This window comes from Clavibacter tessellarius (assembly GCF_001618005.1).
GTDB classification, from domain to species: Bacteria; Actinomycetota; Actinomycetes; order Actinomycetales; family Microbacteriaceae; genus Clavibacter; species Clavibacter tessellarius_A.
Genome location: NZ_LQXA01000017.1, coordinates 12,527 through 35,300, shown reverse-complemented (window position 1 = coordinate 35,300; position 22,774 = coordinate 12,527). Strand labels below are relative to the sequence as shown.

Genomic DNA, 22,774 nt, shown 5'->3' with positions numbered 1-22,774 from the left:
GGTGTCGGCGCGGGCGCCGGTGGTCGCGGAGGCGGGCGGGTCGGTCAGGCGGGGTGCGACGCTCCCCCGACGGGACGGCCCGGCGCGGCGCCCAGCCCCATCGCGCGGCCGCCGGCGCGCATGGCGGCGAGGGCCCGGTCGAGGGCGGCGCGGGCGCCCTCGGGACGCGAGGCGGCCGCGTCGAGGAGCACGGCGGTCGCGCCCTCGTCGGCGGCGGCCCGGCGCACGAGGTCGATCCGGTCGGCGAGGTGGGCGCCGAGGAGGACGACGTCCATGCCCGCGGCGTCGAGGCGCACGTCCGCGACGGATCCCGCGACGGCCTCGATCTCGAGCCCGTCGGCCTCGGCGAGGGAGCGGAGGCGGTGGGCGAGGAAGGTGCTGGATGCGCCGGAGCCGCAGACGACGAGGATCCTCCCGGTCATGCTGTGCCTCCTCGCGTCGTCGCTGGTCGTCCCATCGTGCTCCGCGGCGGGGGCGCGCCACCAGCAGATCCGCTTCCGCCCGGTAGGAAGACCGGTGGCGGGGCGGCCGCGAGGACCGCCCTCGGCACCCGGGGATGGTTGACTCGACCCTGCACGCGAGCCGCGCCCGTCCCCTCGATCCCGGGATCCGCCCGGCCGCGGGGAGGACGCGCATGCTCAGCGACAACCAGGAGAGGCTGCTGGACTACCTGTCCACGGCGGATCGCTGGGTCGAGGCCGGGGAGCTCGCCGACCGGCTGGGCGTCACCACCCGCAGCGTCCGGAGCTACGTGGCCGCGGTGCGCGAGCGCTCGGAGGTGGCGATCGCCTCCTCCCCCGACGGCTACCGCATCGACGCCGGCAGCTACGCCCGGCACCGGGGCAGCCGCGCGTCGGGCGATGCGCAGGGCACGCCGCGCGACCGGCTGCACGCGCTCGTGCGCCGCCTGGGCGACGCCCCCGCCGGCCTCGACGTCTTCGCGCTGGCCGACGAGCTGCACGTGAGCGAGTCCACGATCGAGGCCGACCTCCGCAAGGTGCGCGCCCTCGTGGAGGACGCCGGGCTCGCGCTCCGTCGCACCGGATCCCAGGTCGTGCTCGCGGGGTCCGAGCGCGACTTCCGGCGGCTGCTGTCGCGCATGTTCCGCGACGAGAGCGCGCAGGGGTTCCTGCCGCTCGAGAGCGTGCAGCGCGAGTTCGCCTCCGACTCGCTGCGCGCCTTCAAGACCGACCTCATCCGCGAGCTCACGGAGCGCGGCTTCTTCGTCAACGAGTACGGCGTCGACAACGTGCTGCTGCACGTCGCGATCGCGGTGGACCGGCTGGCACGGGCGCCGCGGCGGGCGCACGCGGAACCGGCCGGCGCGGTGTCCGACGCCGAGGCAGTCGACGTGGACGCGGACGCGGCCGACGCAGGCTCCCCCGCCGCGGATCCCACGGCCCTCGCGATCCGCGACGTGCTCGCCCGGCTCCTCGGCGCCCACTTCGACGTGCCCGTCCCCGCGGGCGACGTCGCCTACCTCGCGCTCCTCGTCCGCACGCGCGTCGTCACGCCCGGGAACGAGCAGCCCCTCGCCACCGTGATGCGCGACCACGTGGTCGAGAGCGACCTCGACGTGGTGCGCGCCATCGTGCGCCGCGTGAAGCAGGAGTACCTGGTCGACCTCGAGGACGAGGACTTCACGGTGCGCTTCTCGCTGCACCTCGGCAACCTCGTCGCCCGCGCCGCCGACCGCTCGTTCTCGCGCAACCCGCTCGCCCGGTCCATCAAGACGTCCTACCCGATGACCTACGAGATCGCGGTCTTCATCGCGAGCGAGGTGCAGCGGCGCCGGGGCATCGCGATCAACGACGACGAGATCGCCTACATCGCGCTGCACGTGGGCTCGCACCGGGAGCGCGTCGCCCGCCGCGACGACCGGGTCGCGTGCGCGCTCGTCTGCCCGAACTACTACGACCTGCACCAGATCATGCGCTCGCGGATCGAGCAGGCGCTCGGCGCGGACATCAGCGTGGACGCGGTGATCACGCGCACCGACGCGGACGCCGACGCGCTCGGGGTCGACCTCGTCATCGACGCTACGGGATCCCGCCCGCCCGGCGACGCCGTCGTGGTGGTGCAGCCGCTGCCGACGCCCGACGACATCGAGGCGATCCGCCGGGCCGTCGCGCGCGTCCGCCGGCTCGCGCGTCGCAGCGCGATGAAGCACGACCTGCTGCGCTTCCTCGACGAGTCGCTCTTCTTCCGCGACCTGCACGCCCCCGACGAGGAGGCGATGATCCGGCTGCTCGGCGGGCGGATGGTCGAGCAGGGCATCATCGAGCCCGAGTACATCGAGGGCGCGATCGAGCGCGAGCGGCTCTCGTCCACGGCCTTCACCGACACGCTCGCCGTGCCGCACTCGCTCGCCATGACCGCCCACCGCACGGCCATCGCCATCGTCGTCAACGACGAGGCGATGCAGTGGGGCGGCAACCGCGTGCACGTGGTCGCGCTCGTGGCCTTTAGCGCGAGCGGGCGCTCGAGCTTCCAGCACGTCTTCGACCAGTTCGTCGAGGTCTTCTCCGACCACCGGGACGTGCAGGCGATCATGCGGGCGTCCGGGTCGCACGGCTCCTTCATCGAGGAGCTCGTGCACGTCATGGACACCTGAGCGGGCGGAGCGGGGGCCCGCCGACGGTCAGCGGATCAGCGTGTCAGGGGGCGACGGGCGTGACGCCGAGCGGCACGAGGCGCGAGGCGCCGCCGTCCGCGAGCGTGAGCACCCAGATGCCGCGCGCGTGCACCGCGACCGAGTGCTCCCAGTGCGACGCCATGCTGCCGTCGACGGTCGCGACGGTCCAGTCGTCGTCGAGCACGCGCGTCTCCGCCTCGCCGTCGGTGATCATGGGCTCGATCGCGACGACGAGCCCCGGCTTCACCGCGGGGCCCTTGCCCCGCACGCGGTAGTTGAACACCGGCGGATCCTCGTGCATGCTGCGGCCGATGCCGTGCCCCGTGTAGTCCATGACGATGCCGAAGGAGCCGGCCGCCTCCACGCTCTCCTCGACGGCCTCGCCCACCTCGTTGAGGTGCGACGCGGTCGCGAGCCGGGCGATGCCGGCCCACAGGGAGTCCTCGGTGACGCGGGACAGGCGCTCGCGCGCCTCCACGACATCCGGGTTCGCGGGGTCCGGCACGACCACGGTCATCGCCGAGTCGCCGTTCCAGCCGTCGATCTCCGCGCCGCTGTCCACCGAGACGATGTCGCCGGGCTGCAGCACGCGGTCGCCCGGGATGCCGTGCACGACCTCGTCGTTCACGGAGACGCACACCGTGTGGCGGTACCCGGGCACGAGCTGGAAGTTCGAGTGCCCGCCGAGCGCGCGGATGGCGGCGTCGGCGGCCGCGTCGAGCTCGCCCGTGGTGACGCCCGGCGCGATGAGCCCGCGCACGGCGTCGAGCGACGCGGCGGTCGCGAGGCCCGGAGCGACCATGCGGCGGATCTCGTCCGGCGTCTTGTAGATGCCGGGCGTGCGGCGGAGCGCTCCCACGGGCTAGGCGCGGCCCGCGTCGGAGACGGGGCGGACGCCGCGCTCGGCGAGGGCCGTGCGGATGCGCGCCGCCACCTCGTCGACGTCGCCGAGGCCGTCGATCTCGATCAGCAGACCGCGGTCGCGGTACACGGCGATGAGGGGGCTCGTCTCGCGGACGTACACCTCCTGGCGGTGCCGGATCTCGTCCTCGCCGTCGTCGGCGCGCCCCTGCTCGGCCGCGCGCCGGGTGAGCCGGGCCACGACCTCCTCCTCGTCGGCGACGAGCTGGATCACGGCGTCGAGCTGGTGGCCCCAGCCCTGGAGCAGATCCTCGAGGTACGCGACCTGGGCGAGCGTGCGCGGGTAGCCGTCCAGCAGGAAGCCCTCGCGCGCGTCGTCCTCCCGGAGGCGTGCCGTGACGAGGCTGTTGGTCAGCTCGTCCGGCACGTAGTTGCCCGCGTCGACGAGCGCCTGGACCTGCTGCCCGAGCTCGGTGCCGTCCTTGATGTTCTGGCGGAAGATGTCGCCGGTCGAGACGTCCGGGATGCCGTACTCGGCGGCGATGCGCGTGGCCTGCGTTCCCTTGCCGGCCCCGGGAGGGCCGACGATGAGGAGCCGGGTCACTTGAGCAGCCCCTCGTAGTGCCGCTGCTGCAGCTGCGAGTCGATCTGCTTCACCGTCTCGAGGCCGACGCCCACGACGATGAGGATGCTCGCGCCGCCGAACGGGAAGTTCTGGTTGGCGCCGACGAGCGACAGGGCGATGAGCGGCAGGAGCGCGATGAGGCCGAGGTACAGCGAGCCCGGCAGCGTGATGCGCGTGAGCACGTAGTCGAGGTACTCGGCCGTCGGACGCCCGGCGCGGATCCCGGGGATGAAGCCGCCGTACTTCTTCATGTTGTCGGCGACCTCCTCCGGGTTGAAGGTGATGGCGACGTAGAAGTACGTGAACCCGACGATGAGCAGGAAGTACATCGCCATGTAGAGCGGGTGGTCGCCCGTGGTGAGGTTGTCGGTGATCCACTGCACCCACGGTGCCGGCGGCTGGCCGACGGGCGGCTGGTTGAACTGCGCGACGAGCGCGGGCAGGTACAGCAGCGACGACGCGAAGATGACGGGCACGACGCCGGCCATGTTCACCTTGATGGGGATGTACGTGTTGTTGCCGCCGTAGGTGCGGCGCCCGACCATGCGCTTGGCGTACTGGACGGGGATGCGGCGCTGCGACTGCTCGACGTAGACGACGGCGGCGACGACCAGCAGGCCGACCAGGATGACGAGGGCGAAGACCTCCCAGCCGCGGCTCTGCTGGATCGCGATGAGCGAGGTCGGGAACGCCGCGGCGACCGACGTGAAGATGAGGAGCGACATGCCGTTGCCGATGCCGCGCTCGGTGATGAGCTCGCCCATCCACATGATGAGGCCGGTGCCGGCGGTCATGGTGATGACCATGAGCATGATCGCGTACCAGGCGTCGTTCGTGACGAGCTGCGTGCAGGCGCTGACGTTGGTCTGGCCGAACAGCGCGCCGCTGCGCGCGACGGTGATGAGCGTCGTGGACTGGAGCACCGCGAGCGCGATCGTGAGGTAGCGCGTGTACTGCGTGAGCTTGGCCTGGCCGGACTGGCCCTCCTTGTAGAGGGTGTCGAAGTGCGGGATGACCACGCGGAGCAGCTGGACGATGATCGACGCCGTGATGTACGGCATGATCCCCAGCGCGAAGATGGAGAGCTTCAGCAGCGCGCCGCCGCTGAAGAGGTTGACGAGCTCGTAGAGGCCCGACGTGCCCTGGTTGGCGGCGAGGCACGACTGCACGTTGGCGAAGTCGACGAACGGCGCGGGGATGAAGGAGCCCAGGCGGAAGAGGGCGATGATGCCCAGCGTGAACCCGATCTTGCGACGCAGGTCGGGGGTGCGGAAGATCCTGACGACGGCGCTCAACACGGAGGGTGTCCTGCTTTCTGTGGAGGGTCCGCCGGGAGGCGGGGGTCGGGCCGACCCGATGCGGCCCCAGGTGCCAGTAGGGGCGGTCGGTTCCCCGACCGCCCCTCCTGAGCGTCCTGCAGTGCTACTTGACGGAGCCGCCTGCTGCGACGATCTTCTCCGCAGCGGAACCGGAGACCTTGTCGACGGCAACGGTCAGCTTAACCGAGATGTCGCCGTCCCCGAGGACCTTGACCTTCTCGTTCTTGCGGACGGCACCCTTGGCGACCAGGTCGCTCGTGGTGACGTCGCCGCCGTCGGGGTAGAGCGCGGCGAGCTTCTCCAGGTTCACGACCTGGTACTCGACGCGGAACGGGTTCTTGAACCCGCGGAGCTTCGGGGTGCGCATGTGCAGCGGCATCTGCCCACCCTCGAAGCCGACGCGCACCGTGTAGCGGGCCTTCGTGCCCTTGGTGCCGCGACCCGCGGTCTTGCCCTTCGAGCCCTCACCGCGGCCGACACGCTGGCGTGCCTTCTTGGCCCCGGCGGCGGGACGGAGGTGGTGGACCTTGAGGACCTGGTCGCGCTTGACCGTCTCCGTCGAGCCGACCGTGGTCGTCTCGGCGGAAGCGGCGGCGGCCGGGGCCTTCGCGGTCTTCTTGGGTGCGGCCTTGGACGCCTTCACGGGCGTCTCGGCCGACTCGTTCTTCTCAGCCATCAGTCGATCTCCTCCACCTTCACCAGGTGCGCGACGGTGTTGACGTAGCCGCGGTTCTGGGCGTTGTCCTCTCGGACCACCACGGCACCGATGCGACGGAGCCCGAGGCTCCGCAGGGTGTCGCGCTGGTTCTGCTTCTCGCTGATCTTGGACTTGATCTGCGTCACTCGGAGCTGAGCCATCAGACACCTGCCTTCGCGTCGGCCTCGGCACGCTGGGCGCGCAGGATGCGGGCCGGGACGACCTGCTCCAGCTCGAGCCCACGACGGGCGGCGACCGCGCGCGGCTCCTCGAGCTGCTGCAGCGCCTCCACCGTGGCGTGCACGATGTTGATCGTGTTGGACGAGCCGAGCGACTTGCTCAGCACGTCGTGGATGCCGGCGCACTCGAGCACCGCGCGGACGGGGCCACCGGCGATGACGCCGGTACCCGCGGACGCGGGACGCAGGAGGACGACTCCGGCGGAGGCCTCACCCTGCACGGCGTGCGGGATGGTCAGGCCGATGCGGGGGACGCGGAAGAAGTTCTTCTTCGCCTCCTCGACGCCCTTGGAGATGGCGGTCGGCACCTCGCGGGCCTTGCCGTAGCCGACGCCCACCAGTCCGTTGCCGTCTCCGACGATCACGAGCGCGGTGAAGCTGAAGCGACGACCGCCCTTGACGACCTTGGACACGCGGTTGATGGTGACGACGCGCTCCAGGAACTGGCTCTTGTCGGCATCACGGCCACCGCGGCTGTCGCGGCCGCCCTGGTTCCGGTCGCGTCCGCCACGACGGCCCTCGCGGCCCTCGTTCTGCGCGGGTGCGGTGGACGCCGCGGTCTCGACGGGCGTCTCCGCCACTGCCACGACCTCGGGCTCCTTGTTGTTGTTCTCGGCTGCGCTCACAGGCTCAGACCACCCTCTCGAGCTCCTTCGGCGATGGCCGCGACGCGTCCTGCGTAGCGGTTGCCACCACGATCGAATACGACGCTCTCCACGCCGGCCGCCTTGGCGCGCTCGGCGACGAGCTCGCCGACCTTGCGCGACTTGGCGGTCTTGTCGCCGTCGAACGTGCGCATGTCGGCCTCGAGGGTCGATGCGGACGCGACGGTGTGACCACGGCTGTCATCGACGACCTGCACGAAGACGTGGCGGGCCGAACGGGTGACGACCAGGCGCGGACGCAGCTCGGTGCCCTCGACCTTCTTGCGCAGGCGTGCGTGCCTGCGGCCGCGGGCGGCGGACTTGCTTTTTCCTCTAACTCCGAGAGCCATGATCACTTACCACTCTTTCCGGCCTTGCGGCGAACGTTCTCGCCGGCGTAGCGGACGCCCTTGCCCTTGTAGGGCTCGGGCTTGCGAATCTTGCGGATGTTGGCGGCCGTCTCGCCGACGAGCTGCTTGTCGATGCCGATGACGGTCATCTTGTTGACGCCCTCGACGGTGAAGCTGATGCCCTCGGGCGCCTCGACGTACACGGGGTGGGAGAAGCCGAGCGCGAACTCGACGCCCTTGTCCTTGACCGCGACGCGGTAACCCGTGCCGACGATCTCGAGGCCCTTGGTGTAGCCGGTGGTGACGCCGATGATGTTGTTCGCGATGAGGCTGCGCGTGAGGCCGTGGAGCGAACGCGACTCGCGCTCGTCGTCCGGACGGGTGACGAGCACCTGCCCGTCCTGGACCTCGGCGCGGATGGGCTGCGCGATGGTGAGGCTGAGCTCGCCCTTCGGGCCCTTCACCGTGACGAGCTGGCCGTCCACGGCGACGTCGACCCCTGCGGGGACGTCGATGGGGAGTCTTCCGATACGTGACATGGCGTTACCACACGTAGGCGAGGACTTCCCCACCCACGCCCTTCTTCGCAGCCTGGCGGTCCGTGAGGAGCCCCGAGGAGGTGGACAGGATGGCGACCCCGAGGCCACCGAGGACCTGGGGGATCTCCGCGGACTTCGCGTACACGCGCAGTCCGGGCTTCGACACGCGCTTGATGCCCCGGATGGAGCGCTGGCGGTCGGGGCCGAACTTGAGGCTGAGCGTCAGCGTCTGGCCGACGCGGGCGTCCGCGACGTCCCAGCCGGCGATGAAGCCCTCGGACTTGAGGATGTCGGCGATGTGCGACTTGAGCTTGGAGTGCGGCATGGAGACCGTGTCGTGGTGCGCGGAGTTCGCGTTCCGGAGTCGGGTCAGCATGTCAGCGACCGGGTCGGTCATTGTCATATCTGGTGGTGCCTCTCTCGCCTGGTTTCGTTCATCCGGACACGGATGACGACCTGTGGTGGTGGCGGCGCCGGGCGGAGGTGCCCGGCGCCGATCGTGCGGTGGTGCTGGTCGTGCGGGTGGAGCTGGTGCTGCGTCTCCGAAGAGGCTACGGCGTGTTCTCGGGCGTCTGGAACGGGAAGCCGAGCGCCTTGAGCAGCGCGCGTCCCTCGTCGTCCGTCCGAGCGGTCGTGACGACCGTGATGTCCATGCCGCGGACCCGGTCGATGCGGTCCTGGTCGATCTCGTGGAACATGCTCTGCTCGTTGAGGCCGAACGTGTAGTTGCCGTTGCCGTCGAACTGCTTCGGGCTGAGCCCGCGGAAGTCGCGGATGCGCGGCAGGGCGAGGGACAGCAGGCGGTCGAGGAACTCCCACATGCGGTCGCCGCGCAGCGTCACGTGGGTGCCGATGGCCTGGCCCTCACGCAGCTTGAACTGGGCGATCGACTTGCGGGCCTTCGTGACCTGCGGCTTCTGGCCGGTGATCTTGGTGAGGTCGGCGACCGCGCCGTCGATGATCTTGCCGTCACGGGCCGCGTCGCCGACGCCCATGTTCACGACGATCTTCGTGAGCCCGGGCACCTGGTGCACGTTCGTGAAGCCGAGATCAGCGGTCAGCTGGCTGACGATCTCGGAGCGGTACTTCTGCTTGAGGCGCGGGAGCGGCGTGCTCTCGGCCGTGCCAGCGGTGGCGGTGTCGGTCATTGCTAGAGGTCCTTACCTGACTTCTTGGCGTAGCGCACGCGGACGGTCTTGGAGACCCCGTCCTTCTCGACCGTCTCGGTCCGGAAGCCGACTCGCGTGGGCTTCTTGGACTCGGGGTCGACGAGCGCGACGTTGGAGATGTGGATGGGCGCCTCGACGGTCTCGATGCCGCCCGTCTTGGAGCCGCGCTGCGTCTGGCCGACGCGGACGTGCTTCGTGACGAAGTTCACGCCCTCGACGACGACGCGGTTGCGCTCGACCAGGACGGACAGGACCTTGCCCTGCTTGCCCCGGTCGCCGCCCTTGGCCTGCGTGCGACCCGTGATGACCTGCACGAGGTCACCCTTCTTGATGTTCGCCATGACTAAATGACCTCCGGTGCCAGCGAGATGATCTTCATGAACTTCTTGTCCCGGAGCTCGCGGCCCACCGGTCCGAAGATGCGGGTGCCGCGGGGCTCCCCGTTGCTGTTCAGGATGACGGCCGCGTTCTCGTCGAACTTGATGTACGAGCCGTCGGGACGGCGCGTCTCCTTCTTGGTGCGGACGATGACCGCCTTGACGACCTCGCCCTTCTTGACGTTGCCACCGGGGATCGCGTCCTTGACGGTCGCGACGATGACATCCCCGAGTCCGGCGTAGCGACGACCCGAGCCACCGAGCACGCGGATGGTCAAGATCTCCTTGGCACCGGTGTTGTCGGCGATCTTCAGGCGGGATTCCTGCTGAATCACTGTTGCTCCTTCATCCAAGCAGCCGGGGCTACTTGGCCTTCTCGAGGATCTCGACCAGGCGCCAGCGCTTGGAGGCGCTGAGGGGACGGGTCTCGTTGATCAGGACCAGGTCGCCGATGCCGGCGGTGTTCGCCTCGTCGTGCGCCTTGACCTTGGAGGTGCGGCGGATGACCTTGCCGTACAGCGGGTGCTTCACGCGGTCCTCGACCTCGACGACGATGGTCTTGTCCATCTTGTCGCTGGTGACGTAGCCACGACGCGACTTGCGGTAGCCGCGGTCGACCGTCGCGGTGTCAGCCGTGTTCTTCTCTTCGGCGTTCGCCATGATCAAGCCTCCTCAGCCTTCTCGGTGACGGCGGCGTCGTCGGCCTTCGCGGCCTTCTTCGTCGCCTTCTTCTTCTCGGGCTTCTCGGGGACCTCGACGGGGGCGGGCGTGGGACGGATGCCCAGCTCGCGCTCGCGGATGACCGTGTAGATCCGAGCGATGTCGCGCTTGACGGCGCGCAGGCGGCCGTGGCTGTCGAGCTGACCGGTGGCCGACTGGAAGCGCAGGTTGAACAGCTCCTCCTTGGCCTTCTTCAGCTCTTCGACGAGTCGCTCGTCCTCGAAAGTGTCCAGCTCGACGGGGGCGAGCTCCTTGGAACCGATCGCCATTATGCGTCGCCTTCCTCGCGCTTGATGATGCGTGCCTTGAGGGGCAGCTTGTGGATGGCCCGGGTGAGCGCCTCGCGCGCCGTGACCTCGTCGACTCCGGAGAGCTCGAAGAGCACGCGGCCCGGCTTGACGTTCGCGACCCACCATTCGACCGAGCCCTTGCCGGAACCCATGCGGGTCTCGGCGGGCTTCTTGGTGATCGGGCGGTCGGGGAAGATGTTGATGTACACCTTGCCGCCGCGCTTGACGTGACGCGTCATGGCGATTCGAGCGGACTCGATCTGCCGGTTCGTGACGTAGGCGGGCGTGAGGGCCTGGATGCCGTACTCGCCGAACGACACCACGGTGCCGCCCGTCGCGTGACCGGTTCGACCCGGGTGGTGCTGCTTGCGGTGCTTGAGCTTGCGGGGGATCAACATGGTTACGCCTCAACTCCTGCTGCGGCGACCGGCGCTGCCTCGGCGGCCGGCGCGGTGCGCGGCGCGTTGGTGCGGCGGTCCCCGGTCCGACCGTCGGAACGGTCGTTACGGCGCTCGGGGCGGGACGACTTCTGGTTCGCCTGCTCGCGAGCGAGATCCTTGTTCGTGATGTCGCCCTTGTAGACCCAGACCTTCACGCCGATGCGGCCGAAGGAGGTGCGGGCCTCGTAGAAGCCGTAGTCGATGTTCGCGCGGAGGGTGTGCAGCGGCACGCGGCCCTCGCGGTAGAACTCCGACCGGCTCATCTCGGCGCCGCCGAGACGGCCGGACACCTGGATGCGGACGCCCTTGGCGCCGGCGCGCTGCGCGCCCTGCAGGCCCTTGCGCATCGCGCGGCGGAAGGCCACGCGACCCGCCAGCTGCTCGGCGATGCCCTGGGCGACCAGCTGAGCCTCGGCCTCGGGGTTCTTCACCTCGAGGATGTTGAGCTGGATCTGCTTGCCCGTGAGCTTCTCGAGGTCGGCGCGGATGCGCTCGGCCTCGACGCCGCGGCGTCCGATGACGATGCCCGGGCGCGCCGTGTAGATGTCCACGCGGACGCGGTCACGGGTGCGCTCGATCTCGATGCGCGCCACACCGGCGCGGTCGAGGCTCGTCTTGAGCATGGTGCGGATGCGCACGTCCTCGGCGACGTAGTCGCTGTAACGCTGCCCCTTCTTCGTGCTGTCCGAGAACCAGCGCGACACGTGGTCGGTGGTGATCCCGAGACGGAACCCGTACGGGTTGACCTTCTGTCCCATTACTTGCTCGCCTTCTTCGTGGTCGTCGCCACGTCCGCCTCATCCGGCGTCGCGAGGACGACCGTGATGTGGCTGGTGCGCTTGTTGATACGGAATGCGCGACCCTGTGCGCGCGGCTGGAACCGCTTGAGGGTGGTGCCCTCGTCCACGAACGCCTTGGCGATGTAGAGGTCCTGCTCGGCCAGGAAGCTGTTGGACGCGTCGGCCTTGACCCGCGCGTTCGCCATGGCCGAGGCCACCAGCTTGTACACCGGCTCGCTCGCGCCCTGGGGCGCGAACTTCAGGATGGCCAGGGCCTCCTCGGCCTGCTTCCCGCGGATCATGTCCACGACACGACGGGCCTTCTGGGGGGTGACGCGGATGTGACGCACGCGTGCGATCGACTCCACCATTTCTCTCCTCCTTCTCGTCGCCGCGTTAGCGACGACGACCCTTCTTGTCGTCCTTCACGTGGCCGCGGAAGGTGCGCGTGAGAGCGAACTCGCCGAGCTTGTGGCCCACCATCGACTCGGTGATGAACACCGGGGTGTGCTTGCGACCGTCGTGCACCGCGATGGTGTGACCCAGCATCGCCGGGATGATCATCGATCGGCGCGACCAGGTCTTGATCACGTTCTTGCTGCTGGCCTCGTTCGCCGAGATCACCTTGCGGAGCAGGTGGTCGTCGACGAAGGGGCCCTTCTTCAGACTGCGTGGCATCTTCTACAACTCCTACTTGCGCTTCTTGCCGGCGTTGCGGCGGCGAACGATGAGCTTGTCGCTGGGCTTGTTGATGTGGCGCGTGCGGCCTTCCTTCTGGCCCCACGGGCTGACCGGGTGGCGTCCACCGGAGGTCTTGCCCTCACCACCACCGTGCGGGTGGTCGACCGGGTTCATGGCGACACCGCGGACGGTCGGGCGGACGCCCTTCCAGCGCATGCGGCCGGCCTTGCCCCAGTTGATGTTCGACTGCTCGGCGTTGCCGACCTCGCCGATGGTCGCGCGGCAGCGCGCATCGACGTTCCGGATCTCGCCGGAGGGCAGGCGCAGCTGGGCGTAGGGGCCGTCCTTCGCCACGAGGCGCACGGATGCGCCGGCGGAGCGGGCCATCTTCGCGCCGCCACCGGGGCGGAGCTCGATGGCGTGGATGACGGTACCCGTCGGGATGTTGCGCAGCGGCAGGTTGTTGCCCGGCTTGATGTCGGCCAGGGCGCCGGACTCGATCTTGTCGCCCTGCTGCAGCTTGTTCGGCGCGAGGATGTAGCGCTTCGTGCCGTCGATGAAGTGCAGGAGCGCGATGCGCGCCGTGCGGTTGGGGTCGTACTCGATGTGCGCGACGGTGGCGAGGACGCCGTCCTTGTCGTTGCGCTTGAAGTCGATGACCCGGTACTGGCGCTTGTGGCCGCCACCGATGTGACGCGTGGTGATGCGGCCCTGGTTGTTGCGTCCACCGGTCTTGGAGAGGGGGCGCAGCAGCGACTTCTCGGGCGTCGAGCGCGTGATCTCCACGAAGTCGGCGACGGACGAACCGCGACGACCCGGGGTCGTGGGCTTGTACTTGCGAATGGCCATTGGTGTTTTCCTAGTCCCGGTCTCAGCCGACGGTCGTGAAGATGTCGATGGAGCCCGACTTGAGGGAGACGATGGCGCGCTTGGTGTCCTTGCGCTTGCCCATCCCGAACTTGGTCCGGCGGGTCTTGCCCTGCTTGTTGAGCGTGTTGACCGACGCCACCTGCACGCCGAAGATCTTCTCGATCGCGAGCTTGATCTCCGTCTTGTTCGAGCGGGGGTCCACGATGAACGTGTACTTGCCCTGGTCGATCAGGCCGTAGCTCTTCTCGGAGACGACCGGCGCGATGATGATGTCGCGGGGGTCCTTCTGGGTGGCGCTCATGCGGCAACCTCTTCCTTGGCCGTCTTCGACTCGACGAACGCGTCGAACGCGCCCTTCGTGAAGACGATGTCGTCGCTCACGAGCACGTCGTACGCGTTGAGCTGGTCGTAGGACAGCACGTGGACCGTCGGGATGTTGCGCACGCTGCGGAGGCTGACCTCGTCGGTGCGCTCCAGGACGATGAGCACGTGCTTGCTCGTGGCGATGCCCTCGAGCAGCGCGACCACGGTCTTCGTCGAGGGGACGTCTCCGGCGGAGAGGCTCTCGATGACGTGGAGGCGGGCGCCGCGCGCGCGGTCGGAGAGGGCGCCGAGGAGAGCCGCGGCGATCATCTTCTTGGGGGTGCGCTGCGCGTAGCTGCGGGGCGTCGGGCCGTGGACGATGCCACCGCCGGTCATCTGGGGCGCGCGGATGGAGCCCTGACGAGCGCGGCCGGTGCCCTTCTGCTTGAACGGCTTGCGGCCGGCGCCGGAGACCTCGCCGCGGCCCTTGGTCTTGTGCGTTCCCTGGCGCGCCGCGGCGAGCTGGGCGACGACGACCTGGTGGATGAGCGGGACGTTGGTCTGCACGTCGAAGATCGACGCGGGCAGGTCGACGGAGCCGGTGACTGCACCGGTCGCGTCGAGGACGTCGAGCTGGGTGTCGGTAGCCATGACTACTTCCCCTTCACTGCGTTGCGGACGAAGACGATGCGGCCACGCGCGCCGGGCACTGCGCCCTTGACGAGCAGGAGGCCCTTCTCGGCGTCCACGCTGTGGACGACGAGGTTCAGCACGGTGACGCGCTCGCCGCCCATGCGACCGGCCATGCGCATGCCCTTGAAGACACGGCTGGGGGTCGAGGAGGCGCCGATGGAGCCGGCCTTGCGGTGGTTGCGGTGCGCACCGTGCGAGGCGTTGTCGCCCCGGAAGTTGTGGCGCTTCATGACGCCGGCGAAGCCCTTGCCCTTGCTGGTGCCGACGACGTCGACCTTGGCGCCGACCTCGAAGGCGCCGACCGTGATCTCCTGGCCGAGCGTGTACTCGGCGAAGTCGGCGGTGCGGACCTCGGTGAGGTGGCGGCGCGGCGTGACGCCGGCCTTGTCGAAGTGGCCGGTGCTCGGCTTGTCGGCCTTGCGCGGGTCGATCTGGCCGTAGGCGATCTGGATCGCGCCGTAGCCGTCGACCTCGGGCGTGCGCACCTGGGTGACGACGTTCGGGGTGATCTGGACGACGGTCACGGGGATGAGCTTGTTGTTCTCGTCCCACACCTGCGTCATGCCCAGCTTCGTGCCGAGCAGACCGGTGAAAGTCCTGTTAGCGGTAGACATGGGTTCCCTTAGAGCTTGATCTCGATGTTGACGTCGGCCGGGAGGTCGAGTCGCATGAGCGAGTCGACCGCCTTCGGCGTCGGGTCGACGATGTCGATCAGACGCTTGTGCGTGCGCATCTCGAAGTGCTCGCGGCTGTCCTTGTACTTGTGGGGGGAACGGATCACGCAGATCACGTTCTTCTCCGTGGGCAGCGGCACCGGGCCGACGACCGTGGCGCCCGCGCGGGTCACCGTGTCGACGATCTTCCGGGCCGAGGAGTCGATGACCGAGTGGTCGTACGACTTAAGTCGGATGCGGATCTTCTGTCCCGCCATGCGTGACTCTCTCTCTTTCGTGCGTCATGCGGCCTCGGACCGTATTGGACGCGTGTGTCCCTCGCTCGGAGCGGTGCGCCTCGTGGCGCGCCGATCCGTGGTGCACCCGGGCGCGCATCGTGGGACGCGGCCTCGGGCAGCTCGTGCACCCGCCCGCATGCGGGCGCGGACGAGCGGTGCTCATCCGGTGGGTGTCGTGTGCCTCTGCTCTGCTGCCCGCGGCCTAACCTGCCCAGGGAGCGACGTGCGCTCCGGGCGGCTATGCACTGCCTGGCAGTGATCCGGTGTCTCGCGCGCAGGGCGGCGTGCACCGGAATGTTGAACTAGACGAGTTTGTCACAGTCCGGCCATGCGTGCAACCCGGGCGTGTCGCGCCCGCTCCCCCGTGATTCCGGGCCTCACGCCGCCTCCGCCCAGCCGGCTCCCGGCCCCCGTCGGGTCACCGGAACAGCAGCACCCGGAGCTCCGTCTCGCCCGACGCGGTGCGCTGCGGATCGATGGTCCGGCCGTGCACGTACTCGTCGACGAGGCGCGGGTCCACGTAGCTGTTCTTCGCGATGGTCGGGGTGTTGCTCAGCACCTCCGCCGCGTCGCGGTAGGCCTGCGCGAGCGCCCGCTGCCGCTTGCCCTTGGTCGGCTCCGGCCCGTGCTTCGCGAGGCTGATCGCCGCGGCGACCGTGCCGTGCAGGGTGCGGAAGTCCTTCGCGGTGAACTCGCCGCCCGTCCGCTCGCGCACGTAGTCGTTGATGTCCGCGGCCCCCAGCGGGTGCCACGTGCGGCCGTCCTCGTAGGCCAGCAGCCGCGCGTTCGGGCCGCGGCGCTTGAGGCCCCGGATGGCCTTCACGAGGTCGGCGTCCCGGATGTCGCTCGACCACTCCTGCCCGCTCTTCGCGGGGAACTCGAGGTGGACGGTGTCACCGTGGATCGTCACGTGCGAGCAGAGGAGCGTGGACAGCCCGTGGCTGCCGTTCGACTCCGTGTAGCGCTCGCTGCCCACCCGGAGGCTGCCCGTGTCGAGCATCCGGAAGCCGGCGGCCAGCGCGCGCTCGCGCGTGAAGCCGTCCTGACGGAGGTGCATCGTGACCTGGCGGCGCGCGGCCGGGAGCGACTCGGCGAGCTGCAGGGCGCGGTCGAACTTGATCCGGTCCTTCTGCTCGCGCCAGGTCGGGTGGTAGATGTACTGCCGTCGGCCCGCGCTGTCCATTCCCGTGGCCTGCACGTGCCCGTTCTCGTACGGCGCGATCCACACGTCGGTCCACGCGGGCGGGATGCCGAGGTGCTCCATGCGCGCCCGCAGCGCCCGGTCGGTGACGCGGTTCCCGTCGGAGTCGAGGTAGGTCCAGCCCGTGCCGGAGCGCTTGCGCGTGTAGCCCTTGCCGGTGGCGTCGCTGCGCCGGAGTCTGACCATCCCTCGAACCTACGCGCCGGGACACCGTTCGTTAGCCCACGATCGATCAGGCGCCCCCATCCGCAGGAGCCCGTGATCTCCGTCGCCGGTTAACGGCCGACAGGGCCGGGCCATGACGGCCCGACCCTGTCGGAGGTGGTGCTGGTGGTGCGGGGTGCTACTTGATGATCTTCGTGACCGTGCCGGCGCCGACGGTGCGGCCACCCTCGCGGATGGCGAAGCCGAGGCCCTCCTCCATGGCGATCGGCTGGATCAGCGCGACGTTCATGTCGGTGGTGTCGCCGGGCATGACCATCTCGGTGCCCTCGGGCAGCGTGATGACGCCGGTGACGTCGGTGGTGCGGAAGTAGAACTGCGGGCGGTAGTTCGCGTAGAACGGGTTGTGACGCCCGCCCTCCTCCTTGGAGAGGATGTACGCGGTGCCCTCGAAGTCGGTGTGCGGCGTGACCGAACCCGGCTTGACGATGACCTGGCCGCGCTCGACGTCCTCGCGCTTGGTGCCGCGGAGCAGGAGACCGCAGTTCTCGCCGGCCCAGGCCTCGTCGAGCTGCTTGTGGAACATCTCGATGCCCGTGACGGTGGTCTTGACGGTGGGACGGATGCCCACGATCTCGACGTCCGAGTTGATGGCCAGCGTGCCGCGCTCGGCGCGACCCGTGACGACGGTTCCACGACCGGTGATCGTGAAGACGTCCTCGACGGGCATGAGGAACGGCTTGTCCTTGTCGCGGACGGGCTCCGGGATGGACTCGTCGACCGCGTCCATGAGCTTGACGATCTGCTCGACCCACTTCTCGTCGCCCTCGAGCGCCTTGAGGCCGGAGACCTGGACGACGGGGGCGTTGTCGCCGTCGAAGTCCTGGCTGGAGAGCAGCTCGCGGACCTCGAGCTCGACGAGCTCGAGGATCTCCTCGTCGTCGACCATGTCGGACTTGTTGAGCGCGACGAGCAGGTACGGCACGCCGACCTGCTTCGCGAGCAGCACGTGCTCGCGCGTCTGGGCCATGGGGCCGTCGGTGGCGGCGACCACGAGGATCGCGCCGTCCATCTGCGCCGCGCCCGTGATCATGTTCTTGATGTAGTCAGCGTGACCCGGGGCGTCGACGTGAGCGTAGTGACGCTTGGGCGTCTCGTACTCGACGTGCGAGATGTTGATCGTGATGCCACGCTGGCGCTCCTCGGGAGCGGAGTCGATGGACGCGAAGTCGCGCTGCACGTTGGTCGCCGACGGGTACTTGTCCGCCAGGACCTTGGAGATCGCTGCCGTCAGCGTCGTCTTGCCGTGGTCGACGTGACCGATCGTTCCGATGTTGACGTGCGGCTTGGTCCGCTCGAACTTGGCCTTACCCACTGTGGGTCCTCCTCAGGACTCGGTTGCGGGGCGTCCGGTGTTCCCGGACGCCCTGCGTGTTGGAGATCTTGCTTATGGTACTGAAACGGCGGATGCCGCTCGAACTGGAGGGCTACTCGCCCTTGTTCTTCTGGACGATCTCGTCGGCGACAGCCTTCGGGACCTCGGCGTAGCTGCCGAAGCTCATCGAGTACACCGCGCGGCCCGAGGTCTTGCTCCTCAGGTCGCCGACGTAGCCGAACATCTCCGACAGGGGGACGTTCGCGGTGATGACCTTCACACCGCTGGCGTCCTCCATCGCCTGGATCTGCCCGCGCCGCGAGTTCAGGTCGCCGATGACGTCGCCCATGTACTCCTCGGGCGTGCGGACCTCGACGGCCATGAGCGGCTCGAGCAGCACGGGCTTCGCCTTGCGCGCGGCCTCCTTGAAGGCCATCGAGCCGGCGATCTTGAACGCCATCTCCGAGGAGTCGACGTCGTGCGCGGCGCCGTCGAGCAGCGTCGCCTTCACGCCGACCATCGGGTAGCCGGCGAGGACGCCGACCTGGAGCGCGTCCTGGATGCCCGCGTCGACCGAGGGGATGTACTCCCGCGGGACGCGACCGCCGGTGACCTTGTTGTCGAACTCGTAGGTCTTCTCCGCGGTCACCTCCATGGGCTCGATCTTGATCTGGATCTTGGCGAACTGGCCCGATCCACCCGTCTGCTTCTTGTGGGTGAAGTCGTGCTTGTCGACCGTGCCTCGGATGGTCTCGCGGTACGCGACCTGCGGCTTGCCGACGTTCGCCTCGACGTTGAACTCGCGCTTCATGCGGTCGACCAGGATGTCGAGGTGGAGCTCGCCCATGCCCTTGATGACCGTCTGACCGGTCTCCTGGTTCTGCTCGGTGCGGAAGGTCGGGTCCTCCTCGGCGAGCTTCTGGATGGCGACACCCAGCTTCTCCTGGTCGGCCTTCGTCTTCGGCTCGATCGCGACCTCGATGACGGGCTCGGGGAACGTCATGGACTCGAGCACGATCTGCTCGCTCGGGTCGCAGAGCGTGTCGCCCGTGGTCGTGTCCTTGAGGCCGATGACCGCGTAGATGTGACCGGCGGTGACCGAGTCGACCGGGTTCTCCTTGTTGGAGTGCATCTGGAAGATCTTGCCGATGCGCTCCTTCTTGCCCTTGGTCGAGTTGATGACCTGCGAGCCGCCCGCGATGGTGCCCGAGTAGACCCGGACGTACGTGAGGCGGCCGAAGAACGGGTGCACCGCGACCTTGAACGCGAGAGCCGAGAACGGCTCGGTCGCGTCGGGCTTGCGGATGATGATCTTCTCCTCGTCGCGCACGTCGTGGCCCTCCATGGGGGGCACGTCGAGCGGGCTGGGGAGGTAGTCGATCACCGCGTCGAGCATCGGCTGGACGCCGCGGTTCTTGAACGCGGAGCCGCACAGCACGGGGTAGATCTCGCTGTTGACGGTGAGCTTGCGGATGGCGGCCTTGATCTCCGCCACCGTCAGCTCCTCGCCGCCGAAGTACTTCTCGAGCAGCGCGTCGTCGGTCTCGGCGACGGTCTCGAGCAGCTTGGCCCGGTACTCGTCCGCCTTGTCCTTCAGGTCCGCGGGGATCTCCTCGATCTCGTACTTCGCACCGAGCTCGACGTCTCCCTTGGAGTCGCCGCGCCACGTGAGCGCGCGCATCTCGACCAGGTCGATGACGCCCTCGAAGCCGCTCTCGGCGCCGATGGGCAGCTGGATGACCAGCGGCTTGGCGCCGAGGCGGTTCACGATGGTGTCGACCGTGAAGTAGAAGTCCGCACCGAGCTTGTCCATCTTGTTGACGAAGCAGATGCGCGGCACGTCGTACTTGTCGGCCTGGCGCCACACCGTCTCGGACTGGGGCTCGACGCCCTCCTTGCCGTCGAACACGGCGACCGCGCCGTCGAGGACGCGGAGCGAACGCTCCACCTCGACGGTGAAGTCGACGTGCCCGGGGGTGTCGATGATGTTGATCTGGTTCTTGTTCCAGAAGCACGTCGTCGCGGCGGACGTGATCGTGATGCCGCGCTCCTGCTCCTGGGCCATCCAGTCCATCGTGGCGGCGCCGTCGTGGACCTCGCCGATCTTGTGAGTGATGCCCGTGTAGAACAGGATGCGCTCGGTGGTGGTGGTCTTGCCGGCATCGATGTGAGCCATGATGCCGATGTTGCGGACCTTGTTCAGGTCGGTGAGCACGTCCTGTGCCACAGGTTCCTCCGAAAGGGGTTGGTGGTGCTGTCGAACGAGGTGAACGACTACCAGCGGTAGTGCGCGAAGGCCTTGTTCGACTCGGCCATCTTGTGGGTGTCCTCGCGGCGCTTGACCGCGGCACCGAGGCCGTTGGATGCGTCGAGGATCTCGTTGGTGAGACGCTCGGTCATGGTCTTCTCGCGACGCGACTTGGCGTACGTCGTGAGCCAGCGGAGCGCGAGGGTGTTCGCGCGGTGCGGCTTGACCTCGATCGGCACCTGGTAGGTGGAGCCACCCACGCGGCGCGAACGCACCTCGAGGGCCGGACGGACGTTGTCGAGCGCCTTCTTCAGCGTGACGACGGCGTCCTGGCCGTTCTTGGCGGCGACGCCGGCGAGGGCGTCGTACACGATCTTCTCGGCGAGGCCCTTCTTGCCGTCGAGCAGGATCTTGTTGACGAGCTGGCTGACGATCGGCGCACCGTAGACGGGATCTGCGACGACAGGGCGCTTGGGGGCGGGACCCTTGCGAGGCATTACTTCTTCTCCATCTTCGCGCCGTACCGGCTGCGAGCCTGCTTGCGGTTCTTCACGGCCTGGGTGTCGAGCGCGCCGCGGACGATCTTGTAGCGCACGCCGGGGAGGTCCTTCACGCGACCGCCGCGGACGAGCACCATGGAGTGCTCCTGCAGGTTGTGGCCCTCACCGGGGATGTAGGCCGTCACCTCCTGGCCGTTGCTGAGCTTGACGCGGGCGACCTTGCGGAGAGCCGAGTTCGGCTTCTTCGGCGTGGTCGTGTACACGCGGGTGCAGACGCCGCGCTGCTGCGGGTTGGCCTTCAGGGCGGGCGCCTTGGTCTTGACGACCTTGGGCGTGCGGCCCTTGCGGACCAGCTGCTGGATGGTTGGCACTACGGGACTCCTCGATGCTGCACGGTGACAGCGGGTTGATGGTCAGCATTCGACGCCCGCGGACGGGATCGAGTTCAACTGGACCCGCGCGTCCGCCGACCACGGGAGTGGGAGGCGCCGGCGGGTATGCCGTGGGGGCCGGCCGAATGACCGAACCCTGGACGGTGCGCGTATGGCCGGCTCGGGCGCCCCGACTTCACGGCACGACACGAGCGCACGCCTGAGCGCACACCCCCGCAACGATACAGTTCCGCGACTCGCCGGTCAAACGGTGGACGAGGGGCCCCGAGCGGCCAAGGCCACGGCCCCGAGGCCGAGGAGCGCGGATACCCCGAGCACGGCGATCCCGAACGGATCCGCCAGATGCCGCCCGGCGAACGCGAGGCTCGCGAACGCGTCGGCCCCGCCGAGGAGGTAGAGCGCGCCGCCGAGGATCCCGTAGGCCAGCCACGACGCCGCAGCCCAGCCGAGCACCCCGGCCGCCGGGATCCGGCGCTCGCGGTCGGCCTCCCGCGTCGTGCGGATCAGCCCGCCGGCGAAGACGAGGGTGGCCGAGACCACCATGACCGGGCCGAGCAGCACGCCGGCATCCCGCTCGGGGATCACGTCGTCGCCTCCGAACAGGGCGACGAAGCCGAAGAGGCAGACGACGAGCGCGACGTGCATCACGGCGGCCAGGAGGGGGATCACTCCCCCAGCCTGTCACGCGTCAGCGGTGGTCCGGCTGCTCCTGCAGCTTGCGGTCGTACTCGGCGCGCGCCTCGGTGTTCTTGGCCTTCACGCGGCGACCGCGGGCGCTGATGCCGAGGCCGAACCAGGTGATGAGCTCGCGCGCGAGCAGGCCCGCGAGGATCCCGTCGGGGAAGGTCACGATGCGCTGCAGCACGAGCGCCTGCTCGGACGGCGCCAGGGCGAGCACGTCGTTCTGCAGGAGGCGCGTCGCGACGTAGGCGACGTAGACGAGGATCGCCATCGGCAGGCCGCCGAGGACGAACGCCCACCAGCCGCCGCGGTTCACGAGGAGCGTCAACAGGACGAACAGGACGAGGAACGCGATCGCCGGGACGTAGAAGACGGGCGACGAGATGTAGCGCGTGAAGGAGTCGCCGAACGCGTTCGGGTCGCGGACCGAGCCGAGGAGCGCTGCGCCGAGCGAGAAGAGCAGGGCGAAGAGGATGCCGGCGACGACGGCGATGAGCACGCCGAAGCCGCGGTTGCCGCGCTTCTCCGGCGGGGTCGGCGCCTGGACGTAGATGGGCTGCGACTGGCGCGCCGTCTCCTCGTCGCGGGCCCGGCGGTCGCGCTCGTCGCGCTCGCGGGCGTCGGCCTCGCGGGCCTCGCGCTCGCGGCGCTCCCGCTCCTCGACGTCGCGCTGGCGCGCCTCCGCCTCGCGCGCCTCGACCTCGCGGGACTCGCGCTCCCGGGCATCGCGCTCGCGGGCCTCGGCGATGCGGGCCTCCGCCTCGCGGGACTCGCGCTCGCGTGCCTCGCGGGACTCGTGGTCCTCGTCGACCGGGGCGGCGAAGGCCGTCTCGTCGAAGGTCGAGGTGTTGTCGGCGCGGGCGTCGTCGACCGTGCGGTCGGCGGGGCCGTCGTCGAAGGCGGCGGCCGTCGACTCGTCGGCGGGGCGGGCGTCCCGCGGCTGGTCGGCCTCGTCGGGCTGTCGGTGCGGGGCGGGCCTGTCGTCGGTCATGGCACGAACCTACCTCGGCGCGGGCCGCGCACCCGGGCGGC

Annotated in this window: 32 protein-coding genes; 1 reads left to right on the top strand and 31 read right to left on the bottom strand. The window is 69.2% G+C overall.

All coding sequences use genetic code 11. The features are described from left to right. Positions 1-44: 44 nt before the first annotated feature. Complete coding sequence (locus tag AWH51_RS03840; RefSeq protein WP_063070805.1) at positions 45-422, bottom strand: PTS sugar transporter subunit IIB; 378 nt, start codon at positions 420-422, stop codon at positions 45-47. A 212-nt stretch (positions 423-634) separates the two neighbouring features. Here AWH51_RS03840 and AWH51_RS03835 point away from each other — a divergent pair, with 212 nt between their 5' ends. Further along, the gene (locus AWH51_RS03835) at positions 635-2,614 is read left to right on the top strand and encodes a BglG family transcription antiterminator (RefSeq protein ID WP_063070804.1); all 1,980 of its coding nucleotides are present in this window, start codon (positions 635-637) and stop codon (positions 2,612-2,614) included. Between the two features lie 43 nt (positions 2,615-2,657). Here the strand turns inward: AWH51_RS03835 and map are convergent, their stop codons facing one another. From map to AWH51_RS03685, 30 genes are all read right to left on the bottom strand, one after another. Beyond that, the gene (gene map / locus AWH51_RS03830; RefSeq protein ID WP_063070803.1) at positions 2,658-3,494 is read right to left on the bottom strand and encodes a type I methionyl aminopeptidase; all 837 of its coding nucleotides are present in this window, start codon (positions 3,492-3,494) and stop codon (positions 2,658-2,660) included. A gap of 3 nt (positions 3,495-3,497) precedes the next feature. Further along, a complete protein-coding gene (locus AWH51_RS03825) occupies positions 3,498-4,100 on the bottom strand; it encodes an adenylate kinase (protein ID WP_063070802.1) in 603 nt (200 codons plus the stop codon). After that, a complete protein-coding gene (gene secY, locus AWH51_RS03820; protein ID WP_063070801.1) occupies positions 4,097-5,419 on the bottom strand; it encodes a preprotein translocase subunit SecY in 1,323 nt (440 codons plus the stop codon). Before secY ends, AWH51_RS03825 begins: the two co-directional genes overlap by 4 nt. A 124-nt stretch (positions 5,420-5,543) precedes the next feature. Further along, positions 5,544-6,116 (bottom strand): 50S ribosomal protein L15, encoded by a 573-nt coding sequence (rplO, locus tag AWH51_RS03815; protein WP_063070800.1) that lies wholly within the window; start codon positions 6,114-6,116, stop codon positions 5,544-5,546. Next, a complete protein-coding gene (gene rpmD, locus AWH51_RS03810) occupies positions 6,116-6,298 on the bottom strand; it encodes a 50S ribosomal protein L30 (RefSeq protein ID WP_012039289.1) in 183 nt (60 codons plus the stop codon). Before rpmD ends, rplO begins: the two co-directional genes overlap by 1 nt. Further along, complete coding sequence (rpsE, locus tag AWH51_RS03805; protein WP_063070807.1) at positions 6,298-6,963, bottom strand: 30S ribosomal protein S5; 666 nt, start codon at positions 6,961-6,963, stop codon at positions 6,298-6,300. The genes rpmD and rpsE overlap by 1 nt, the downstream gene beginning before the upstream one ends. A gap of 35 nt (positions 6,964-6,998) precedes the next feature. Beyond that, positions 6,999-7,370, bottom strand: coding sequence for a 50S ribosomal protein L18 (gene rplR, locus AWH51_RS03800; RefSeq protein ID WP_012039291.1), 372 nt, complete (start codon positions 7,368-7,370; stop codon positions 6,999-7,001). 2 nt (positions 7,371-7,372) lie between these two features. Next, complete coding sequence (gene rplF / locus AWH51_RS03795; RefSeq protein ID WP_063070799.1) at positions 7,373-7,909, bottom strand: 50S ribosomal protein L6; 537 nt, start codon at positions 7,907-7,909, stop codon at positions 7,373-7,375. Between the two features lie 4 nt (positions 7,910-7,913). Beyond that, entirely contained in the window at positions 7,914-8,312 is a 399-nt protein-coding gene (rpsH, locus tag AWH51_RS03790; RefSeq protein WP_063070798.1) for a 30S ribosomal protein S8, read from the bottom strand. A gap of 148 nt (positions 8,313-8,460) precedes the next feature. Next, positions 8,461-9,057 (bottom strand): 50S ribosomal protein L5, encoded by a 597-nt coding sequence (gene rplE / locus AWH51_RS03785; RefSeq protein ID WP_063070797.1) that lies wholly within the window; start codon positions 9,055-9,057, stop codon positions 8,461-8,463. Between the two features lie 2 nt (positions 9,058-9,059). Further along, positions 9,060-9,419, bottom strand: coding sequence for a 50S ribosomal protein L24 (rplX, locus tag AWH51_RS03780; protein ID WP_063070796.1), 360 nt, complete (start codon positions 9,417-9,419; stop codon positions 9,060-9,062). 2 nt (positions 9,420-9,421) lie between these two features. After that, complete coding sequence (rplN, locus tag AWH51_RS03775) at positions 9,422-9,790, bottom strand: 50S ribosomal protein L14 (protein ID WP_012039296.1); 369 nt, start codon at positions 9,788-9,790, stop codon at positions 9,422-9,424. Positions 9,791-9,818: 28 nt separating this feature from the next. Next, the gene (rpsQ, locus tag AWH51_RS03770; RefSeq protein WP_063070795.1) at positions 9,819-10,115 is read right to left on the bottom strand and encodes a 30S ribosomal protein S17; all 297 of its coding nucleotides are present in this window, start codon (positions 10,113-10,115) and stop codon (positions 9,819-9,821) included. A 2-nt stretch (positions 10,116-10,117) separates the two neighbouring features. Further along, positions 10,118-10,444: a 50S ribosomal protein L29 gene (rpmC, locus tag AWH51_RS03765; protein ID WP_063070794.1), complete on the bottom strand. Its 327-nt coding sequence runs from the start codon at positions 10,442-10,444 to the stop codon at positions 10,118-10,120. Beyond that, positions 10,444-10,863, bottom strand: a complete 420-nt coding sequence (rplP, locus tag AWH51_RS03760) for a 50S ribosomal protein L16 (protein ID WP_063070793.1) — start codon at positions 10,861-10,863, stop codon at positions 10,444-10,446. The genes rpmC and rplP overlap by 1 nt, the downstream gene beginning before the upstream one ends. 2 nt (positions 10,864-10,865) lie before the next feature. Then, positions 10,866-11,663 (bottom strand): 30S ribosomal protein S3, encoded by a 798-nt coding sequence (gene rpsC / locus AWH51_RS03755; RefSeq protein WP_012039300.1) that lies wholly within the window; start codon positions 11,661-11,663, stop codon positions 10,866-10,868. Further along, the gene (gene rplV / locus AWH51_RS03750) at positions 11,663-12,055 is read right to left on the bottom strand and encodes a 50S ribosomal protein L22 (RefSeq protein WP_063070792.1); all 393 of its coding nucleotides are present in this window, start codon (positions 12,053-12,055) and stop codon (positions 11,663-11,665) included. The genes rpsC and rplV overlap by 1 nt, the downstream gene beginning before the upstream one ends. A 25-nt stretch (positions 12,056-12,080) precedes the next feature. Next, positions 12,081-12,362 carry a 30S ribosomal protein S19 gene (rpsS, locus tag AWH51_RS03745; RefSeq protein ID WP_063070791.1) on the bottom strand — a complete coding sequence of 94 codons (282 nt, stop codon included), beginning with the start codon at positions 12,360-12,362 and terminating at the stop codon, positions 12,081-12,083. 12 nt (positions 12,363-12,374) lie between these two features. Beyond that, positions 12,375-13,214, bottom strand: a complete 840-nt coding sequence (gene rplB, locus AWH51_RS03740) for a 50S ribosomal protein L2 (RefSeq protein ID WP_063070790.1) — start codon at positions 13,212-13,214, stop codon at positions 12,375-12,377. Between the two features lie 22 nt (positions 13,215-13,236). After that, positions 13,237-13,536: a 50S ribosomal protein L23 gene (gene rplW, locus AWH51_RS03735; protein ID WP_012039304.1), complete on the bottom strand. Its 300-nt coding sequence runs from the start codon at positions 13,534-13,536 to the stop codon at positions 13,237-13,239. Then, positions 13,533-14,189: a 50S ribosomal protein L4 gene (gene rplD / locus AWH51_RS03730; RefSeq protein WP_063070789.1), complete on the bottom strand. Its 657-nt coding sequence runs from the start codon at positions 14,187-14,189 to the stop codon at positions 13,533-13,535. The genes rplW and rplD overlap by 4 nt, the downstream gene beginning before the upstream one ends. Positions 14,190-14,191: 2 nt before the next feature. Beyond that, entirely contained in the window at positions 14,192-14,845 is a 654-nt protein-coding gene (gene rplC, locus AWH51_RS03725) for a 50S ribosomal protein L3 (protein ID WP_063070788.1), read from the bottom strand. Between the two features lie 8 nt (positions 14,846-14,853). Continuing rightward, on the bottom strand, positions 14,854-15,162 hold the full coding sequence (gene rpsJ, locus AWH51_RS03720; RefSeq protein ID WP_012039307.1) for a 30S ribosomal protein S10: 309 nt from the start codon (positions 15,160-15,162) through the stop codon (positions 14,854-14,856). A gap of 439 nt (positions 15,163-15,601) precedes the next feature. Continuing rightward, positions 15,602-16,570 (bottom strand): DNA topoisomerase IB, encoded by a 969-nt coding sequence (locus AWH51_RS03715; RefSeq protein WP_063070787.1) that lies wholly within the window; start codon positions 16,568-16,570, stop codon positions 15,602-15,604. Between the two features lie 157 nt (positions 16,571-16,727). Continuing rightward, complete coding sequence (tuf, locus tag AWH51_RS03710; RefSeq protein WP_063070786.1) at positions 16,728-17,921, bottom strand: elongation factor Tu; 1,194 nt, start codon at positions 17,919-17,921, stop codon at positions 16,728-16,730. A gap of 112 nt (positions 17,922-18,033) precedes the next feature. Then, on the bottom strand, positions 18,034-20,148 hold the full coding sequence (fusA, locus tag AWH51_RS03705; RefSeq protein WP_063070785.1) for an elongation factor G: 2,115 nt from the start codon (positions 20,146-20,148) through the stop codon (positions 18,034-18,036). A 47-nt stretch (positions 20,149-20,195) separates the two neighbouring features. Next, positions 20,196-20,666, bottom strand: a complete 471-nt coding sequence (gene rpsG / locus AWH51_RS03700; protein WP_012039311.1) for a 30S ribosomal protein S7 — start codon at positions 20,664-20,666, stop codon at positions 20,196-20,198. Continuing rightward, the gene (gene rpsL, locus AWH51_RS03695; RefSeq protein ID WP_012039312.1) at positions 20,666-21,040 is read right to left on the bottom strand and encodes a 30S ribosomal protein S12; all 375 of its coding nucleotides are present in this window, start codon (positions 21,038-21,040) and stop codon (positions 20,666-20,668) included. Before rpsL ends, rpsG begins: the two co-directional genes overlap by 1 nt. Before the next feature lie 264 nt (positions 21,041-21,304). Then, positions 21,305-21,730, bottom strand: coding sequence for a DUF6121 family protein (locus AWH51_RS03690; protein WP_254654463.1), 426 nt, complete (start codon positions 21,728-21,730; stop codon positions 21,305-21,307). Positions 21,731-21,749: 19 nt separating this feature from the next. Continuing rightward, on the bottom strand, positions 21,750-22,733 hold the full coding sequence (locus tag AWH51_RS03685; protein ID WP_063070784.1) for a hypothetical protein: 984 nt from the start codon (positions 22,731-22,733) through the stop codon (positions 21,750-21,752). Positions 22,734-22,774: the final 41 nt, after the last annotated feature.

What these genes read in the sequence shown, in the direction of transcription:
- AWH51_RS03840 (WP_063070805.1), bottom strand. Translation starts at nt 422, where the DNA reads ATGACCGGGAGGATCCTCGTCGTCTGCGGCTCCGGCGCATCCAGCACC.
- AWH51_RS03835 (WP_063070804.1), top strand. Translation starts at nt 635, where the DNA reads ATGCTCAGCGACAACCAGGAGAGGCTGCTGGACTACCTGTCCACGGCG.
- rplO (WP_063070800.1), bottom strand. Translation starts at nt 6,116, where the DNA reads ATGGCTGAGAAGAACGAGTCGGCCGAGACGCCCGTGAAGGCGTCCAAG.
- rpmD (WP_012039289.1), bottom strand. Translation starts at nt 6,298, where the DNA reads ATGGCTCAGCTCCGAGTGACGCAGATCAAGTCCAAGATCAGCGAGAAG.
- rplR (WP_012039291.1), bottom strand. Translation starts at nt 7,370, where the DNA reads ATGGCTCTCGGAGTTAGAGGAAAAAGCAAGTCCGCCGCCCGCGGCCGC.
- rplF (WP_063070799.1), bottom strand. Translation starts at nt 7,909, where the DNA reads ATGTCACGTATCGGAAGACTCCCCATCGACGTCCCCGCAGGGGTCGAC.
- rpsH (WP_063070798.1), bottom strand. Translation starts at nt 8,312, where the DNA reads ATGACAATGACCGACCCGGTCGCTGACATGCTGACCCGACTCCGGAAC.
- rplE (WP_063070797.1), bottom strand. Translation starts at nt 9,057, where the DNA reads ATGACCGACACCGCCACCGCTGGCACGGCCGAGAGCACGCCGCTCCCG.
- rplX (WP_063070796.1), bottom strand. Translation starts at nt 9,419, where the DNA reads ATGGCGAACATCAAGAAGGGTGACCTCGTGCAGGTCATCACGGGTCGC.
- rpsQ (WP_063070795.1), bottom strand. Translation starts at nt 10,115, where the DNA reads ATGGCGAACGCCGAAGAGAAGAACACGGCTGACACCGCGACGGTCGAC.
- rpmC (WP_063070794.1), bottom strand. Translation starts at nt 10,444, where the DNA reads ATGGCGATCGGTTCCAAGGAGCTCGCCCCCGTCGAGCTGGACACTTTC.
- rplP (WP_063070793.1), bottom strand. Translation starts at nt 10,863, where the DNA reads ATGTTGATCCCCCGCAAGCTCAAGCACCGCAAGCAGCACCACCCGGGT.
- rpsC (WP_012039300.1), bottom strand. Translation starts at nt 11,663, where the DNA reads ATGGGACAGAAGGTCAACCCGTACGGGTTCCGTCTCGGGATCACCACC.
- rplV (WP_063070792.1), bottom strand. Translation starts at nt 12,055, where the DNA reads ATGGTGGAGTCGATCGCACGCGTGCGTCACATCCGCGTCACCCCCCAG.
- rpsS (WP_063070791.1), bottom strand. Translation starts at nt 12,362, where the DNA reads ATGCCACGCAGTCTGAAGAAGGGCCCCTTCGTCGACGACCACCTGCTC.
- rplB (WP_063070790.1), bottom strand. Translation starts at nt 13,214, where the DNA reads ATGGCCATTCGCAAGTACAAGCCCACGACCCCGGGTCGTCGCGGTTCG.
- rplW (WP_012039304.1), bottom strand. Translation starts at nt 13,536, where the DNA reads ATGAGCGCCACCCAGAAGGACCCCCGCGACATCATCATCGCGCCGGTC.
- rplD (WP_063070789.1), bottom strand. Translation starts at nt 14,189, where the DNA reads ATGGCTACCGACACCCAGCTCGACGTCCTCGACGCGACCGGTGCAGTC.
- rplC (WP_063070788.1), bottom strand. Translation starts at nt 14,845, where the DNA reads ATGTCTACCGCTAACAGGACTTTCACCGGTCTGCTCGGCACGAAGCTG.
- rpsJ (WP_012039307.1), bottom strand. Translation starts at nt 15,162, where the DNA reads ATGGCGGGACAGAAGATCCGCATCCGACTTAAGTCGTACGACCACTCG.
- AWH51_RS03715 (WP_063070787.1), bottom strand. Translation starts at nt 16,570, where the DNA reads ATGGTCAGACTCCGGCGCAGCGACGCCACCGGCAAGGGCTACACGCGC.
- rpsG (WP_012039311.1), bottom strand. Translation starts at nt 20,666, where the DNA reads ATGCCTCGCAAGGGTCCCGCCCCCAAGCGCCCTGTCGTCGCAGATCCC.
- AWH51_RS03685 (WP_063070784.1), bottom strand. Translation starts at nt 22,733, where the DNA reads ATGACCGACGACAGGCCCGCCCCGCACCGACAGCCCGACGAGGCCGAC.